The 16,165-nt window shown below is 71.9% G+C and carries 15 protein-coding genes; 6 read left to right on the top strand and 9 right to left on the bottom strand.

The window, feature by feature from the left end; translation table 11 throughout:
* Positions 1–44 precede the first annotated feature (44 nt).
* The 3 genes from ACIRO3_RS11950 (at position 45) to ACIRO3_RS11940 (ending at position 4,330) form a co-directional block, all read left to right on the top strand.
* Complete coding sequence (locus ACIRO3_RS11950; protein ID WP_361785394.1) at positions 45–668, top strand: GntR family transcriptional regulator; 624 nt, start codon at positions 45–47, stop codon at positions 666–668.
* Positions 669–981: 313 nt separating this feature from the next.
* The gene (gene aceE, locus ACIRO3_RS11945) at positions 982–3,666 is read left to right on the top strand and encodes a pyruvate dehydrogenase (acetyl-transferring), homodimeric type (protein WP_404135176.1); all 2,685 of its coding nucleotides are present in this window, start codon (positions 982–984) and stop codon (positions 3,664–3,666) included.
* A 145-nt stretch (positions 3,667–3,811) separates the two neighbouring features.
* Positions 3,812–4,330: a DUF4240 domain-containing protein gene (locus ACIRO3_RS11940; RefSeq protein WP_351002125.1), complete on the top strand. Its 519-nt coding sequence runs from the start codon at positions 3,812–3,814 to the stop codon at positions 4,328–4,330.
* A 50-nt stretch (positions 4,331–4,380) separates the two neighbouring features.
* On the opposite strand, the gene ACIRO3_RS11935 is transcribed toward ACIRO3_RS11940, so the two are convergent.
* On the bottom strand, positions 4,381–5,151 hold the full coding sequence (locus ACIRO3_RS11935) for an SDR family NAD(P)-dependent oxidoreductase (RefSeq protein ID WP_404135171.1): 771 nt from the start codon (positions 5,149–5,151) through the stop codon (positions 4,381–4,383).
* An 86-nt stretch (positions 5,152–5,237) separates the two neighbouring features.
* Here ACIRO3_RS11935 and ACIRO3_RS11930 point away from each other — a divergent pair, with 86 nt between their 5' ends.
* Complete coding sequence (locus tag ACIRO3_RS11930; protein ID WP_366000703.1) at positions 5,238–5,900, top strand: TetR family transcriptional regulator; 663 nt, start codon at positions 5,238–5,240, stop codon at positions 5,898–5,900.
* Positions 5,901–6,027: 127 nt separating this feature from the next.
* On the opposite strand, the gene glnA is transcribed toward ACIRO3_RS11930, so the two are convergent.
* Positions 6,028–7,437 (bottom strand): type I glutamate--ammonia ligase, encoded by a 1,410-nt coding sequence (glnA, locus tag ACIRO3_RS11925; protein WP_053676099.1) that lies wholly within the window; start codon positions 7,435–7,437, stop codon positions 6,028–6,030.
* 185 nt (positions 7,438–7,622) lie between these two features.
* Between glnA and ACIRO3_RS11920 the strand changes: the two genes are divergently transcribed.
* Positions 7,623–8,090, top strand: a complete 468-nt coding sequence (locus ACIRO3_RS11920; RefSeq protein WP_366000704.1) for an RDD family protein — start codon at positions 7,623–7,625, stop codon at positions 8,088–8,090.
* 106 nt (positions 8,091–8,196) lie between these two features.
* Here the strand turns inward: ACIRO3_RS11920 and ACIRO3_RS11915 are convergent, their stop codons facing one another.
* The 5 genes from ACIRO3_RS11915 to ACIRO3_RS11895 form a co-directional block, all read right to left on the bottom strand.
* The gene (locus ACIRO3_RS11915) at positions 8,197–8,895 is read right to left on the bottom strand and encodes a DUF4191 domain-containing protein (RefSeq protein WP_053676101.1); all 699 of its coding nucleotides are present in this window, start codon (positions 8,893–8,895) and stop codon (positions 8,197–8,199) included.
* 9 nt (positions 8,896–8,904) lie between these two features.
* On the bottom strand, positions 8,905–9,102 hold the full coding sequence (locus ACIRO3_RS11910) for a hypothetical protein (protein WP_361786007.1): 198 nt from the start codon (positions 9,100–9,102) through the stop codon (positions 8,905–8,907).
* Positions 9,103–9,401: 299 nt separating this feature from the next.
* Positions 9,402–10,349 (bottom strand): lipoyl synthase, encoded by a 948-nt coding sequence (gene lipA, locus ACIRO3_RS11905; RefSeq protein ID WP_361785921.1) that lies wholly within the window; start codon positions 10,347–10,349, stop codon positions 9,402–9,404.
* A 109-nt stretch (positions 10,350–10,458) separates the two neighbouring features.
* Entirely contained in the window at positions 10,459–11,256 is a 798-nt protein-coding gene (gene lipB / locus ACIRO3_RS11900; RefSeq protein WP_404135165.1) for a lipoyl(octanoyl) transferase LipB, read from the bottom strand.
* Positions 11,257–11,332: 76 nt separating this feature from the next.
* Positions 11,333–11,611, bottom strand: a complete 279-nt coding sequence (locus ACIRO3_RS11895; protein WP_366001047.1) for a hypothetical protein — start codon at positions 11,609–11,611, stop codon at positions 11,333–11,335.
* A 173-nt stretch (positions 11,612–11,784) separates the two neighbouring features.
* Between ACIRO3_RS11895 and ACIRO3_RS11890 the strand changes: the two genes are divergently transcribed.
* Entirely contained in the window at positions 11,785–13,224 is a 1,440-nt protein-coding gene (locus tag ACIRO3_RS11890) for a regulator (RefSeq protein ID WP_361785954.1), read from the top strand.
* Positions 13,225–13,448: 224 nt separating this feature from the next.
* On the opposite strand, the gene ACIRO3_RS11885 is transcribed toward ACIRO3_RS11890, so the two are convergent.
* Positions 13,449–14,711 carry an FAD-dependent oxidoreductase gene (locus ACIRO3_RS11885; protein ID WP_404135161.1) on the bottom strand — a complete coding sequence of 421 codons (1,263 nt, stop codon included), beginning with the start codon at positions 14,709–14,711 and terminating at the stop codon, positions 13,449–13,451.
* 456 nt (positions 14,712–15,167) lie between these two features.
* Positions 15,168–16,094 carry a TIGR01777 family oxidoreductase gene (locus tag ACIRO3_RS11880; protein WP_404135159.1) on the bottom strand — a complete coding sequence of 309 codons (927 nt, stop codon included), beginning with the start codon at positions 16,092–16,094 and terminating at the stop codon, positions 15,168–15,170.
* Between the last annotated feature and the right edge of the window lie 71 nt (positions 16,095–16,165).

Here is a 16,165-nt window from a genome sequence, read left to right as displayed (position 1 = left end):
CGCATCAGAGCCCTGCGTGCCCCTCAGGAGATGAAGCGCCGATGATCACCCCACCCGTCGTGCACTCGCTGCGCGAGCAGATCCGCGAGCACATCGTGGAGGGGATCGTCAGCGGCCGCTGGAAGCCCGGCGAGCGGATCGTGGAGCGGCGGATCGCCGTCGAGCTGGAGGTCAGCCAGACGCCCGTACGGGAGGCGCTGCGCGAGCTGGAGACGCTGCGGCTGATCGAGTCCGCGCCGAACAAGGGCGTCCGCGTACGGAACCTCTCCGCGGCCGACCTGGAGGAGATCTACCCGGTCCGGGCCGGTCTGGAGCAGATCGCCGCCGAACTGGCGGCCCCCCGGCTGGCCGCCGACTGCACCGCGCTGGAGCCGCACGTGGCGGCCCTGTGGGAGGCCGACCGCAGCGAGGACGGCACGGCGCAGGTGCGGCACACGGTCGGGTTCCACCGCGAGATGGTGCGGGCGGCCGGGAACAGCGTGCTGCTGCACACCTGGGAGAGCCTGGGCATCGAGGTGTTCACGGCGCTTTCGATCCGCTGGCTCGGTACGGTCCAGAAGTCCTACGCGGAGGAGCACGAGGCCCTCGTGGCGGCGTTCCGCGGTCAGGACCCGGAGATCGGGTTGCTCGTGAAGCGGCACGTCCTGGGCTGCGCGCCCCGCGCCTGACGGACGCCCGCGCCGGCCGGCAAGATCCCTGACACCCGCTCCGACCAGGGGTTTCGAGCGACTCTCCAGGGAGCCGCCGGCGCGGCGGCCTGTACTGGTTCCACCACGCGGGGCCACCGGCACCGGGTGCCTTGCCCCATGGCACCCGGTGCCGACTTTCGCCTCGTGGACATTTAATTGTCACTTTAATTTGATCGATCATCGATCAGCGCTTTACAGTCAACGCGGACCCCACCCGGGTCCATCGACCCTGTCCTGCCCGTCAGGGATTTTCTTCACCACCTCTCCTTTGTCCGGAAGGCGGCGCACACCGATGTCCGACCCCGTAGGAAAGCTTCCGAGCGAGCTCGACCAGCTCCCGGACCGCGACACCGAGGAGACCGCCGAATGGGCGGCCTCCCTCGACGCCGTCGCCAAGGCCGCCGGTACGCGCCGCGCCGAGTACCTGCTCCGTCGTACCCTCCAGCACGCCGAGGCCGCCGGCCTCGCGCTGCCGAAGCTGCTCGAGACGGACTACGTCAACACCATCCCCACCGCCGCCGAGCCGGAGTTCCCCGGCGACGAGGCGATGGAAGCCAGGATCACCGCGTGGAACCGCTGGAACGCGGCCGCCATGGTGACCCGCGGCTCCAAGTACGGCGTCGGCGGCCACATCGCCACCTTCGCGTCGGCAGCCTGGCTCTACGAGACCGGCTTCCAGCACTTCTTCCGCGGGAAGGAGGCCGACGGATCGGGCGACCAGCTCTACATCCAGGGCCACGCCTCCCCCGGCATCTACGCCCGCGCCTTCCTCGACGGCCGGATCTCCGAGCAGCAGCTCGACAACTTCCGCCAGGAGTCCGGCGGCAACGGCCTGCCGTCCTACCCGCACCCGCGGCGCCTGCCGTGGCTGTGGGAGTTCCCGACGGTGTCCATGGGCCTCGGCCCGCTGTCCGCGATCTACCAGGCGCGGTTCAACCGCTACCTGCAGAACCGCAGCATCAAGGACACCGCGAACTCGCACGTCTGGGCCTTCCTGGGCGACGGCGAGATGGACGAGCCCGAGTCGACCGCCGCCCTGGCCCTCGCCTCCCGCGAGCAGCTCGACAACCTGACCTTCGTCATCAACTGCAACCTGCAGCGTCTCGACGGTCCGGTCCGCGCCAACTTCCGCGTGGTCCAGGAGCTGGAGGCCCAGTTCCGCGGCGCCGGCTGGAACGTCATCAAGTCCCTGTGGGGCTCCGCCTGGGACGAGCTGTTCCAGCTCGACACCACGGGCGCCCTGGTGCGCCGCCTGCGCGAGGTGCCGGACGCGCAGTTCCAGACGTACGCGACCCGTGACGTGGCCTACATCCGCGAGCACTTCTTCGGCGCGAACGCCGAGCTGGTGCAGCTGGCCGGTGTGCTCTCCGACGCGAAGATCGCCGAGTGCTTCCACACCTCCCGCGGCGGCCACGAGCCCCGCAAGGTGTACGCCGCGTACAAGGCCGCCCTGGAGCACAAGGGCGCGCCGACGGTCATCCTCGCGCAGACCGTCAAGGGCTACACGCTGGGCGCCGGGTTCGAGTCGAAGAACGCGAACCACCAGATGAAGAAGCTCACGATCGACGAGTTCAAGAGCATGCGCGACAAGCTCGACCTCCCGATCCCGGACAGCGCCTTCGCCGACGGCCAGGTCCCCTACGGTCACCCGGGCGCGGACAGCCCCGAGGTCCGGTACCTCAACGAGCGCCGCGCGGCGCTCGGCGGCCCGGCCCCGGCCCGCAAGGTCAAGCAGGTGGCCCTGCCGGCTCCGGCGGACCGCTCCTTCGCCCCGCTGCTCAAGGGCTCCGGCAAGCAGGAGATGGCCACCACCATGGCCTTCGTCCGGCTCGTCAAGGACCTGATGCGGGACAAGGAGACCGGCAAGCGCTGGGTGCCGATCGTCCCCGACGAGGCCCGCACCTTCGGCATGGAGTCCCTCTTCCCGTCGGCCGGCATCTACTCGCCGCTGGGCCAGACGTACGAGCCGGTCGACCGCGACCAGCTCATGTACTACAAGGAAGCCAAGGACGGCCAGATCCTCAACGAGGGGATCACCGAGGCCGGCGCCATGGCCGACTTCATCGCCGCCTGCACGTCGTACGCGACGCACGGCGAGCCGATGATCCCGTTCTACATCTTCTACTCGATGTTCGGCTGGCAGCGCACCGCCGACCAGATGTGGCAGCTCGCCGACCAGCTCGGCAAGGGCTTCATCGTCGGCGCCACGGCCGGTCGCACCACGCTGACCGGTGAGGGCCTCCAGCACGCGGACGGCCACTCGCACCTGATCGCGTCCACGAACCCGGCGTCGCTCAACTACGACCCGGCCTTCGCGTACGAGATCGCGGTGATCGTCAAGGACGGTCTGCGCCGGATGTACGGCGAGAAGCCGGAAGACGTCTTCTACTACCTGACGGTCTACAACGAGCCGAAGGTGCAGCCCGCGATGCCCGAGGGCGTCGAGGAGGGCATCCTCAAGGGCCTGTACCGCTTCAACACCGCGGCCGACCTGGCCGAGGCGGCCCCGGCCGCCGACGCCCCGAAGGTCCAGCTGATGGCCTCGGGTACGGCGATCCACTGGGTGCTGGAGGCGCAGAAGCTGCTGGCCGCCGACTGGAACGTGGCCGCCGACGTCTGGTCCGCCACCTCCTGGGGCGAGCTGCGCCGCGACGCGCTGGAGTGCGACGAGGCGCTGCTGCGCGGCGAGGTGCGCACCCCGTACGTCACCCGCGCGCTGGAGGGCGTCACGAGCCCGGTGCTGGCCGTGTCCGACTGGATGCGTCAGGTCCCGGACCAGATCAGCCAGTGGGTCGAGCAGGACTACACCTCGCTCGGCACGGACGGCTTCGGCCTCTCCGACACCCGCGAGGGCGCCCGCCGGCACTTCGGTGTCGACGCCCAGTCCATCGTGGTGGCCGCGCTGGCCCAGCTCGCCCGCCGCGGCGAGGTGCCGGCGTCCGCCATCAAGGAGGCCCGCGAGCGCTACGGCCTGTAGGGCCCGGTCGCCCCGACACGCCCGAGTCGATCCGCCACCGTACGGCCGAAGGCCGGTGTCCGCCCCGCCATTGGGGGTCGGACACCGGCCTTTGGCCGTATGCGCGGTGGCGGCACGGGGGTGGACCCGTGATGCTGGAGCGGTGATGGACGAGACGGAGTTCTGGGAGATCGTCGACCGTACCCGCGAGGCCGCCGAGGGCGACCCCGAGGAGCACGCCGAGCTGCTCGTGGAGCGGCTGGCGCAGCTCGACCCGGATTCCGTGCTGGACTTCGCCCGGCACTTCGAGTCGCGGTACAACCGGGCGTACACCTGGGACCTCTGGGGGGCCGCCTGGGTGCTGCTCGACGGGGCGAGCGACGACGCGTTCGACTACTTCCGGTGCTGGCTGATCGGCCAGGGGCGGGAGGTCTTCGAGGGCGGGGTGCACGATCCCGACCACCTGGCGGAGCTGCTGGGCGACTTCGACGAGGAGATCGACGGCGACGGCGAGGAGCTGGGGTACGCGGCGGACGAGGCGTACGAGCAGCTCACCGGGGCGGTGGCCCCGGATCTCGGGGTTCCGTTGCAGGCGGCCGAGCCGGAGGGCGCTCCCCTCGACTTCGAGAACGAAGCCGTGCTCGCGGAGCGCTTCCCCCGGCTCTGGGACCGTTTCCGGGGCTGACCCCGGTCCGTGACGCGTGCGGCCGGCGGCCGGCGGCCGGCGGCCGCCGATCAGTAGTGCGTGCCGCCGTCGATGCGGATCTCGGTGCCGGTGATGAACGCGCCGTCCTCCGATCCGAGCATCGCGACGACGCCGGCCACCGTCTGCGGGCCCGCGAAGCCCTGGCCGAGGGCCGGGGCGAGCTTGGTGAACAGGCTCCAGTCGGTGTCCTCGGGCAGGCCCGGGCCGTTGCCGGTGGTCATGCCGCTCTCGATGGAGCCGGGGGCCACGGCGACGAAGCGCAGGCCCTGCTTGCTGTACTCGGCGGCCAGCGCGTGGGTCATGGACTGGATGCCGCCCTTGCTGGCCGCGTAGGCGGCCATGTAGGGGTGCGCGAAGGACGCCGAGGTGGAGCTGAAGTTCACGACGACCGGCTGGTCGCCCACCAGCAGCGCCGGCAGGGATTCGCGGATCACCAGGAAGGTGCCGGTGAGGTTGACCGCGATGACCTTGTTCCAGAAGTCGAGCGTGGTCTGGTGGGTGTGGGCGGAGCGCAGGATGCCGGCGGCGTTCACCAGTACGTCGAGTCCGCCGAGGCTCGCGACGGCGCCGGCGATCCCGGCCTGTACGGCGGTCTCGTCGGATATGTCGAGGACGGCGGTGGTGAGGCGCTCGCCATGGCCGGCGGCGCCGGCCTGGTCCGCCGTGTTCCCCAGCCCGGCTCCGTCGACGTCCACGGTGTGTACGCGGCCGCCCTCGGCGAGGATGCGGTGGACGGTGGCCCGGCCGATGCCGGAGCCGCCGCCGGTGATGAGGACGCGACGTCCTTCGTAACGATTCATGAGGGCGAGCGTACGACCAAGTGGCATGTTTTGCCAGAGTGTCAATGCACGCAATCGTCGAACGGATCGGACGGTAGGCTTCAGACGTGAGATCCCCTCGTCCGTACTCTCCCCAGGCCGGCCCCGGAGCCCAGTCGCTGACCGAGCGCCGCAAGGCCGCCACCCAGCTCGACATCGCCCGCGCGGCCTGCGAACTCTTCGCCGAGCACGGGCCCGACGGCACCACCGCCGAGGACATCGCCCACCGCGCCGGCGTGGCCCTGCGCACGTTCTACCGCTACTTCCGCAACAAGCAGGAGGCCGTGGCCCCCCTGCTCGCCGGTGGCGGTGACGCCTGGCGCGCGCTCCTCGCCGAGGAGGACCCCGGCACCCCCCTGGCCGAGGCGCTGGAACGCGCCGTCACCCGCTCCCTCGGCGACTCCCAGGCCGTCGAGGAGGGCCTGCGGGTCACCCGCGGGCTGCTGCGGGCGGCCACCGGCGACGAGGCCCTGCGGGCCGTCTGGTACCGCGTGAACCAGGACTCCGAGGAACGCCTGGTCCCGGTGGTCGCCCGACTCGCCGGCCCGGACGCCGACCTCCTCGGCGTCCGCCTCCTGGCGGCGGCCGCCACGGACGCGATCCGCATCGCCCTGGAACTCTGGTCGGCCACCGACGCCCCGGTCGCCGGCCCCGGCTCCCCCGCCGAACTCGCGGTCCGCTGCCTGCGCGACCTGACGGGCGCGATGCCCCTGCTGCGCCGCCCGGCCTGAGGGACGGCCCCCTGAACCCCGCCCCGCCCCGCCCCTGGAACGACGAAGTGCCGCCCCCCGCTCCGTGAGGAGTGGAGGGCGGCACGGCCACGGGCGAGTACGCCTGCGGCAAGGTCGCTCGGGTCGACTAGATGTCGAAGTACATCTCGAACTCGTGCGGGTGCGGGCGCAGCGCGATCGGGGCGATCTCGTTGGTGCGCTTGTAGTCGATCCAGGTCTCGATCAGGTCCGGGGTGAAGACACCACCGGCGAGGAGGTACTCGTGGTCCTCCTCCAGCGCCTTGAGGACGTCCTCCAGGCTGGTCGGGACCTGCGGGACGCTCGCGTGCTCGTCGGGAGAGAGCTCGTAGAGGTCCTTGTCGATCGGCTCCATCGGCTCGATCTTGTTCTTCACACCGTCGAGGCCCGCGAGCAGCAGCGCCGCGAAGGCGAGGTACGGGTTGGACGACGGGTCCGGGGCGCGGAACTCGACGCGCTTGGCCTTCGGGTTCGAGCCGGTGATCGGGATGCGCATCGCGGCGGAGCGGTTGCGCTGCGAGTACACCATGTTGACCGGCGCCTCGAAGCCCGGCACCAGGCGGTGGTAGGAGTTCACCGTCGGGTTGGTGAAGGCCAGCAGCGACGGGGCGTGCTTGAGGATGCCGCCGATGTAGTAGCGGGCGGTGTCCGAGAGGCCCGCGTAGCCGGCCTCGTCGTAGAACAGCGGGTCGCCGTTCGCCCACAGCGACTGGTGGACGTGCATGCCCGAGCCGTTGTCACCGAAGATCGGCTTCGGCATGAAGGTCGCGGTCTTGCCGTTGCGCCAGGCGACGTTCTTCACGATGTACTTGAAGAGCATCAGGTCGTCGGCCGCGGCGAGCAGCGTGTTGAACTTGTAGTTGATCTCGGCCTGGCCGCCGGTGCCGACCTCGTGGTGCTGGCGCTCGACCTGGAGGCCCTGGGCGTCCAGTTCGAGGGAGATCTCGGCGCGCAGGTCGGCGAAGTGGTCGACCGGGGCGACGGGGAAGTAGCCGCCCTTGTAGCGGACCTTGTAGCCGCGGTTGTTCTCCTCGGAGCCGGTGTTCCAGGCGCCGGCCTCGGAGTCGATGTGGTAGAAGCTCTCGTTCGCGGTCGTCGCGAAGCGCACGCTGTCGAACACGTAGAACTCGGCCTCGGGGCCGAAGTACGCGGTGTCGGCGATGCCGGTGGAGGCGAGGTACGCCTCGGCCTTCTTCGCGATGTTGCGCGGGTCGCGGCTGTAGGCCTCGCCCGTGATCGGGTCGTGGATGAAGAAGTTGATGTTGAGCGTCTTGTCCTTGCGGAACGGGTCCAGGCGCGCGGTGGTGATGTCGGCGCGCAGCGCCATGTCGGACTCGTGGATCGCCTGGAAGCCGCGGATGGAGGATCCGTCGAAGGCGAGCTCCTCCGCCGGGTCGAACGCCCGCGCCGGGATGGTGAAGTGCTGCATCACACCAGGCAGGTCACAGAAGCGGACGTCGACGAACTTGACGTCGTTCTCCTCGATGTACTGCTTCACTTCGTCGGCGTTCTGGAACATCCAACTCCTCCTACTCCCGACCCCGGGGCAGGGGCGGGCTTTATAGCTCGTGGTGCGTCAGTGCGGTGCCGCACGCTGACCCGACCATAAGCAGACGGGATTTCTCAAGCATGACCCATTTGTTTCGCACAAGTTAACCAGGGTCCCGTCCGGGTCGCCGGAGAGCGCACCGGTACCGTGGTCCGGTGGACAACAGGCAAGCAATCGGATCCTGGCTTTCCGGCCCCCGCGCGGCCGCCGAGGAGATGGGCGTCGACTTCGGCCATCCGGGCGAGCGCCTGGGCCTTCCCCGCTCGGGGCCCGGCTCGGTGGCCCGTTTCGGACGTCGGCTCGGCGCGGTCGTCATCGACTGGGTCGGTTGTCAGCTGATCGCGTACGCCCTGATCACGGGCGGTGACCTGGACGCTTCCGGTCCGTGGACGCTGGCGCTCTTCCTGAGCCTGACGTTCCTGACGGTGGGCACCGTGGGCTTCACCCCCGGCAAGCGGATCGTGGGACTCCGGGTCATCGCGCTGGACGGCTCGCGCCTGGGCCTCGGCCGGGTGGCGCTGCGCACGCTGCTGCTGGCCCTCTTCGTCCCGGCCCTGATCTCGGACCGGGACGGCCGCGGCCTGCACGACCGGCTCGCCGGCGCCGTACAGGTCCGGATCTGAGGAACGGCGCGACGCACGACACGGGGGTGCCCCCGGAGCCGTCGGCTCCGGGGGCACCCCCGTGTCGTATACGAAAAGCAGGTACGAAAAGCAGGTCAGCGCACCGTCAGCGCATCTTGCCGCCGCGCGGCATGCGCGTCCCCTTGGGCATGGGGCCCTTGGGGACCGGCATGTTGCTCATGAGGTCGCCCATGGCCCGGAGCTTGTCGTTCACCTGCGTGATCTGCGGCCCGGCCAGCACGCGCGGCAGCTTGAGCAGCGTGGTGCGGACCTTCTTGAGCGGCACTTCGCCCTCGCCGGTGCCGACGATGAAGTCGTGCACCGGGACGTCGGGCATGATCCGCGCCAGTTTCTTCTTCTCGGCCGCGAGCAGGACCTTGACCCGGTTCGGGTTGCCCTCCGCGATCAGGACGACGCCCGCCTTGCCGACGGCCCGGTGGACGATGTCCTGGTTCCGGTTCATCGCGACGGCCGGGGTGGTGGTCCAGCCCCGTCCCACGTTGTCCAGTACGGCCGCGGCCGCGCCCGGCTGTCCCTCCATCTGCCCGAAGGCAGCCCGCTCGGCCCGTCGTCCGAAGACGATCGCCATCGCGAGGAACGCCACCAGGAAACCCAGGATGCCCAGGTAGACCGGATGCCCGATCAGGAAGCCGATCGCGAGAAAGACACCGAAGGTGACGATTCCCACGCCCGCGACGATCAGACCGACCTTCGGGTCGGCCTTGCGCGTCATCTTGTACGTCAGGGCGATCTGCTTCAGTCGCCCGGGGTTCGCAGCAGTCTCTGCGTTTGACTTCCTCGCCATAAGGCGAGTTTACGTGGCCTGCGGACGGCGGGTCGCCGCGGCCTCGAGTACGTGCTCGGTTTCGACCCGATCCTTGGCCCTGCGGCGGTCCTCCAGGACCGCGCTCCAGGCATTGCGGCGGGCGCCGCTCATGAGCAGCGACTCGAAGCCCCGGAAGGCGTCTGTGAAGGACGGGATGGCGATGGCGCGTACGGGCGCGGCCTGCATGATGTCGATCCCTCTCACGGTGCTCACGACGGCTGGGAGTGGAGCGGTGGTGCGTGGAGCGAAGCGGTGGTGCGTGCTGCGAGATGTGCGGTGCGTGCAGCAATCGTCACTGACTGGTGTTACCAGGGCGTGACCGGTCGGTCAAATGCGATGAACATGTTGGGCGCGAAAACACTGACGCGGCCCACCCGACTCATCCTCGAATGAGCCTAGGGGCCGCGTCGGCGCGGTATTACTGTTCAGTAAGGTTTTGTGCGGGAATTCACACGGCGACCGCACCGGCTCCCGCACCGGCGACCTCAGACGGTGGCGCGCTTCTCCATCGCCTGCTGGTAGAGCCGCCCGGCGCGGTACGAGGAGCGCACCAGCGGGCCCGACATCACACCGGAGAAGCCGATCTCCTCGGCCTCCTTCGCCAGCTCGACGAACTCGGCCGGCTTGACCCACCGCTCGACGGGGTGGTGCCGGGGCGAGGGCCGCAGGTACTGGGTGATGGTGATGAGCTCGCAGCCGGCCTCGTGGAGGTCCTTGAGGGCCTGCGAGACCTCCTCGCGCTCCTCGCCCATGCCGAGGATCAGGTTCGACTTCGTGATCAGGCCGTAGGCGCGCGCCTTGGTGATCACGTCGAGGGAGCGCTCGTAGCGGAAGCCGGGACGGATCCGCTTGAAGATCCGGGGGACCGTCTCGACGTTGTGCGCGAAGACCTCGGGGCGGGAGGCGAAGACCTCCTCCAGGAGTTCCGGCACCGCGTTGAAGTCGGGGGCCAGCAGCTCGACCTTGGTGTGGCCGCTCTCGCGGCCCGCCGTCTGCTCGTGGATCTGGCGCACGGTCTCCGCGTACAGCCAGGCACCGCCGTCGGGCAGGTCGTCGCGGGCCACACCGGTGATCGTCGCGTAGTTCAGGTCCATGGTGACCACGGACTCACCGACACGACGCGGCTCGTCCCGGTCGAGCGCCTCGGGCTTGCCCGTGTCGATCTGGCAGAAGTCACAGCGCCGGGTGCACTGGTCGCCACCGATGAGGAAGGTGGCCTCGCGGTCCTCCCAGCATTCGTAGATGTTCGGACAGCCGGCTTCCTGGCACACCGTGTGCAGTCCTTCGCCCTTCACCAGGGCCTGCATCTTGGTGTACTCGGGGCCCATCTTCGCCCGGGTCTTGATCCACTCGGGCTTGCGCTCGATGGGGGTCTGGGCGTTACGGACCTCGAGGCGCAGCATCTTGCGTCCGTCGGGTGCGACTGCGGACACGACCGGCTCCCTGTGACTTCGATTCTTCGGCGCCCACCAGGGTACGCCCGTAATTTCATACGTTCTTACGTCCGCCAACCTGGGGGCGGCCGGACGCATTCCCCGACGCTCAGCCGACGGCGGGCTCGATCTCCCGAGGCCGCGGCTCCGCCTGCTCCAGGACGTCCTTCAGGTGCCGCTCGATGACGGGCAGCACCTGGGCGATGGTGATCTCCCGGCCCAGTTCGTACGAGAGCGAGGTCACACCGGCGTCCCGGATGCCGCAGGGGACGATCCGGTCGAACCAGGTGTTGTCCGGATTCACGTTGATCGCGAACCCGTGCATCGTGACGCCCTTGGCGACCCGGATGCCGATGGCGGCGAGCTTGCGGTCCTCGCGGCGCTGGCCCGCGTTGGACGGGGCGTACTCGGGGCCGTTCAGCCGCGGGTCGAACTCGTCGTCGTGCATCCGGGGGTCGAGGTCCAGCGAGAGCCCGCCGATGCTCGGCCGGTCCTCGACGGGGTCGCCGAGCACCCAGACACCGCTGCGCCCCTCGATCCGGGTGGTCTCCAGCCCGAACTCGGCGGCGGTCCTGATCAGCGCGTCCTCCAGGCGGCGGACGTGCGCGACGACGTCCACGGGGCGCGGCAGCTTCATGATCGGGTAGCCGACGAGCTGGCCCGGGCCGTGCCAGGTGATCTTGCCGCCCCGGTCCACGTCCACGACCGGCGTGCCGTCCAGCGGCCGCTCGCTGTCGTCGGTGCGCCGGCCGGCCGTGTAGACGGGCCGGTGCTCCAGCAGCAGGCAGGTGTCCTCGATCTCGTCCGCGAAGCGGGCGGCGTGCACGCGGCGCTGCTCTTCCCAGGCCTCGGTGTACTCGACGAATTCCGGCCCGAAGCCCAGATGGACAAACCGAAGCTCAGTCACCGCAGCGCCTCCTCGTTGAACCTGCTGTGTGCACGCATCGCACCAGCCAAGGGTACGGCCGGCCGAATGCGGCCCCTCAGGGCCCCGGCGGCCGCCTCGGTCGCCGCCTTCCACCGGGCGGTCGATCCGGGTCCTCGTCCGCCCTCGGCAGCCGCCGGTGGCCCTCCGAGTGGTCGTTGACCCAGCCGCACACCCCGCAGGCGTACCGCCCGTCCAGCCCCGCGATGTGCGTGCCGCAGCGCCGGCACTCCGCCTCGGTCAGCTCGGGCGCGGGAAGCGGAGCCGTGGACTCCGCCTGCCCGTCGGGGCGGCGGTGGTCGTCGGGGCGGCGCGCCCCGGTGGGCCGACGGGTCATGGTCCGCAGCCTATGCGGGCGGAGGGGGCCAATCCGTAAAGGGTCCCGCCGGTTCTGCACACGATCGGATGAATGTGGGACAGAGGGGGCGGTGCGGGCGAAGTTCGCCGCTACATTCACGCCGTTCACAGGGCCGGGACTCCGGTCTTTCACGTCAGGAAACCGTGGAGCCGATGACGGAACGACCTGCCCAGCGCGTCCCCAACCGGCGGCTCTCGGCGCTGATCGCGGAAGCCGGGTTCTCCAACGCCGGTCTCGCCCGCCGCGTCGATCAGCTCGGCCTGGAGCACGGTCTCGATCTGCGGTACGACAAGACGTCCGTGACCCGGTGGCTGCGCGGCCAGCAGCCCCGCGGCACCACCCCGGCGCTGATCGCGGAGGTCTTCACCCGTCGCCTCGGGCGGCGGCTGTCGGCGCAGGACCTGGGGCTGGACGCGTGCGCGCCCGTCTACGCGGGTCTGGAGTTCGCGGCCACCCCCGAGGAGGCCGTGGACATCGCGAGCGGGCTGTGGCGCAAGGACTCCGGCTCGCACGCCGAGCTGCGCAAGATCGCCTTCACCCCGGCCGGTCTGGTGGTGCCCAGCCGGGACTGGCTGATCGGCCGGGCCGACGAACGGGTCGGGCGGGGCGCGGAGTCCGCCGGCTCCCGGGTCCCGTCGCAGGGCCGGACCGCGGTGCCCCGCCAGCGGCAGATCGACCGGGGGCCCGGGCAGCGGGTGACGGGCGGGGACATCGCGGCGCTGCGGTCGGTGAGCGAACTCTTCCGGACCCTGGACGACACCTACGGCGGCGGGCACGCCCGGCAGGCGCTGGTGCGGTACCTGGAGCACGAGGCGGAGCCGATGCTCCGGGGCACCTACGGGGAGACCACCGGGCGCAGGCTGTTCGCGGCCGCCGCCGACCTGACCCGGCTCGCGGGCTGGACCTCGTACGACATCGCCGCCCACGGGCTGGCCCAGCGGTACTTCGTGCAGGCGCTGCGGCTCGCGCAGGCCGCGGCCGACCGGCCGTACGGGTCGTACGTGCTGGTCACGATGAGCCGCCAGGCCGTCTACCTCGGGCACGGGCGGGAGGCGGTGCAGCTCGCCCGGGTCGCCCAGCAGGGCGTGGGCTCCGGGCCGCCGCCGGTGGTGCAGGCGTTGCTGCACTCGGCGGAGGCGCGCGGGCACGCGGTGCTGGGCGAGGTGCGGGCCTCGACGGCCTCGCTGGTGCGGGCGGAGCGGGCGCTCGGCGCGGCCCGGCCGGGGGACGAGGTGCCGCACTGGGCGCGGTTCTACGACGAGGCGCAGTTGGCGGACGAGTTCGGGCACTGCCACCGGGACCTCCAGCAGTACCGGGCCTCGGCGCAGCACGCGGAGCGCTCGCTCCAGTTGCGGGCTCCCGGCCACGCGCGCTCGCGGCTGTTCTGCCGGGTGGTGCTGGCCACGGCCCGGCTGGGGCTCGGCGAGCTGGACCAGGCGTGCGCGCTGGGCGCGGAGGCGGCGCAGCAGGCGATGGAGATGCGGTCGGTGCGCGCGGTGGAGTACGTACGGGACTTCGAGCGGCGGCTGGAGCCGTACCGGGAGGCGTCGGCGGTGCGGACCTACCGGGACCGGGTCGCGGCCCTGTCCTGAGACGGGGGCTTCGCCCGGGCTCCCGCACCGGGGCCGGCCGCGCCCGGGCCCGCGCCGGGAAGGCCCGGCCCCGGGGTCGGGGCCGGGCCTCCGACCGGACGCGGCCGGGCGGGACGCGGCCTGACCGGACGCGGCCCGACCGGACGCGGCCCGACCGGACGCGGCCCGACCGGACGCGGCTCGACCGGACGCGGCCTGGCGGGACGCGGCCTGGCGGGACTGGCTCAGGCCGCCACCGGAATTGATCGTTCCGGGGCGGCCGGCACCGGGATGCCGAAGTCGCGCAGGACGGCGGTGCTCGCGCGGCGGGCGGAGTTCAGGGCCCCCTGGACGGTGTTGGAGTCGCGGTGGTCGCCGCACACGTACAGCCCCGCCACGACCCGTACCGGGCGCCGCAGGTCGTGCGGCGGGGGCATGGCCGGGACGGCCTCCGGGGTGTGGTGGACGGCGAGCAGGTCCCAATCCCGGGTGGAGGTCTCGTAGAGCCTGGCGAGGCGGGAGGCGACCGTCCGCGCCGCCGGCGGCGGTCCGTGCACGGTGGTGGTGACCAGGCTCCGCCCCGCCGGGGCCCGCGTCGGGTCGACCGCGCTCATCACGGTGGTGTGGGCGAGCGGCCACCTCGGGTCGGCGTCCAGGAGCAGGGAACCGTCCCACGGCAGCGGGCCGGGGGTGCCGTGGTGGATGACGGTGACCTCGTGGAAGTCGGGCACCCGCAGTCCCGGCAGCAGTTCGGCGGCGGCACGGGCGCCGGTGGCGAGCACGACGGAACGGCAGCTGAAGTCGCCGTGTCCTTCGGTGGTGACGAGGTTCGTCGCCACCGTGCGGACCCGTACCCCGGTCCGTACGGTCCCGGGCGGCAGGGCGGCGGCGAGCAGGTCGGGCAGGCGCGCGGCGCCACCCTCGGGCACGGCGAGCCGGCCCCGGGCGAATCCGCGCAGGGCCAGGTCGGCGACCCGGCTGGAGGTGGTGAGTTCCGGGTCGCGGAGCAGGGTGGCGAGCAGGGGCCGCAGCACGCCGTTGACGGTGCGCGGCGGCAGGCCGCGGGTGCGCAGGGCGGCGATGGCGGTGCGTTCGGGCCGGGCGAGCAGGCGCTCGACGGGCAGGGCGGCCAGCCGGCCGAGCGCGGCGCTGAGGCGGGCCTGGTCGAGGGAGCCGCCGGCCAGGGCGCGGGCGGGGGTGAGGGCCCCGGCGCGCTGCTGTTTGCCGTCGGTTCCCCGGATGAGGACCCCGGGCGCGAAGGGGCGCAGGACGAGCGCCTCCAGGCCCGGGGTGCGGGACGGTTCGGTGTACGAGGTGTTGAGGAGCTGGCCGGTCCGGTCCAGCCGGAAGCCGTCGACCGACTCGGTGGCCATTCGGCCTCCGGGATCGTTCGCGGCCTCCAGGACGGTGACCGTGACTCCCGCGGCGATCAGATGGTGTGCCGCCGCGAGTCCTGAGACTCCGGCTCCCACGATGACGACGTCTGCATGGTGTGCGCTGCTGAGCACGTGCCCCTCCCCGAGGTCGGCGCGCTGTGTGGGGTTCCTCCTTCCCCCAACGGACTCCAGGAGAACCCGAGTCCGGTGCCGTATTACGCACAACTCCGGTCGCACAGCGGTCGCATTCGGGTCACAAACGGTCGCACATGAGCAGACGATGCTCCCCCGAGCCGCCGGGCGTGGGGCGCCGGGCGTGGGGCTCGGGGCGCGGGGCTCGGGGCTCCGGGCTCGGGGCTCCGGGCTCGGGGCTCGGGGCTCCGGGCTCGGGGCTCGGGGCTCCGGGCGCGGGGCTCGGGGCTCCGGGCGCGGGGCGCGGGGCTCGGGGCGCGGGGCTCCGGGCGCGGGGCTCCGGGCTCGGGGCTCGGGGCTCCGGGCGCGGGGCTCCGGGCTCGGGGCTCGGGGCTCCGGGCGCGGGGCTCCGGGCTCCGGGCGCGGGGCTCGGGGCTCCGGGCGCGGGGCGTAGGGCTACCGCAGCCGACGAGTCTGCGGTGCGACCCGTTCCTGGGCGAGCGCGGCCATGATCGCCTCGTCGACGCCCGGGTGGCGGAAGACGAAGCCGGACTCCAACAGCCGGGTGGGACGCACCCGCTGGCTTCCCAGCACGTCCCCGGCGAACTCGCCGAGCACGACCCGCATGACGGGCGCCGGTACGGCGAACACCGTCGGGCGGTGCAGCACCCGGCCCATCGCCGCGGTGACCTCACGGTTGGTCCGCGGCTCGGGGGCCGTCAGGTTCACCGGGCCGGACAGCCCGGACGCGGTGACGAGGTACCGCAGGGCGGCGACCTCGTCGTGCATCGAGATGTGCGACCAGTACTGGCGGCCGTTGCCGAGCCGTCCGCCGACGCCGGCTTTGAAGACGGGGAACAACCGGCCCCACGCCCCGCCGTCGGCCGCGACGACCAGGCCGGTGCGGGCGAACACGGTACGGACGCCGGCCTCCCGGGCCGGTGCGGCGGCCGCCTCCCACTCGACGCAGACGGAGGGCAGGAACCCCTGCCCCGCCGGGGAGTCCTCGTCCACGAAGCGGTCGCCGGTGTCGCCGTAGTAGCCGATGGCGCTTCCGCAGACGAGTACCGGCGGCGGCTCGGCCATGTCGGCCATGGTCCGGGCGATGGCGGCGGTGCCGAGGACGCGGCTGTCGCGGATCTCCTTCTTGTACGCGGCCGTCCACCGGTGGTCGCCGACCCCGGCCCCGGCCAGGTGGACGACGGCGCCGCAGCCGGTCAGGCCGGCGGGGTCCACGTACCCGCGCCGGGGGTCCCAGGTCGCCTCGTCCGGCTCGGCCGCGGGGCGGCGTACGAAGCGCACCACCTCGTGGCCGTCCGCCTGGAGGGACCGTACGAGGACCTTGCCGATGAGGCCGGATGCTCCGGTGACCGCGATGCGCATGGCGCCAGTCTGCCCGCCCGCGGGGCTCGCGGACCGACGACCGGGGGCGTGGCGCCCGGGGATCCACGCCG

Source organism: Streptomyces sp. NPDC102278, from assembly GCF_044766345.1.
Classification (GTDB): domain Bacteria; phylum Actinomycetota; class Actinomycetes; order Streptomycetales; family Streptomycetaceae; genus Streptomyces.
The sequence above is the reverse complement of the archived record's forward strand: the minus strand, read 5'-3'. Positions and strand labels throughout refer to the sequence as shown.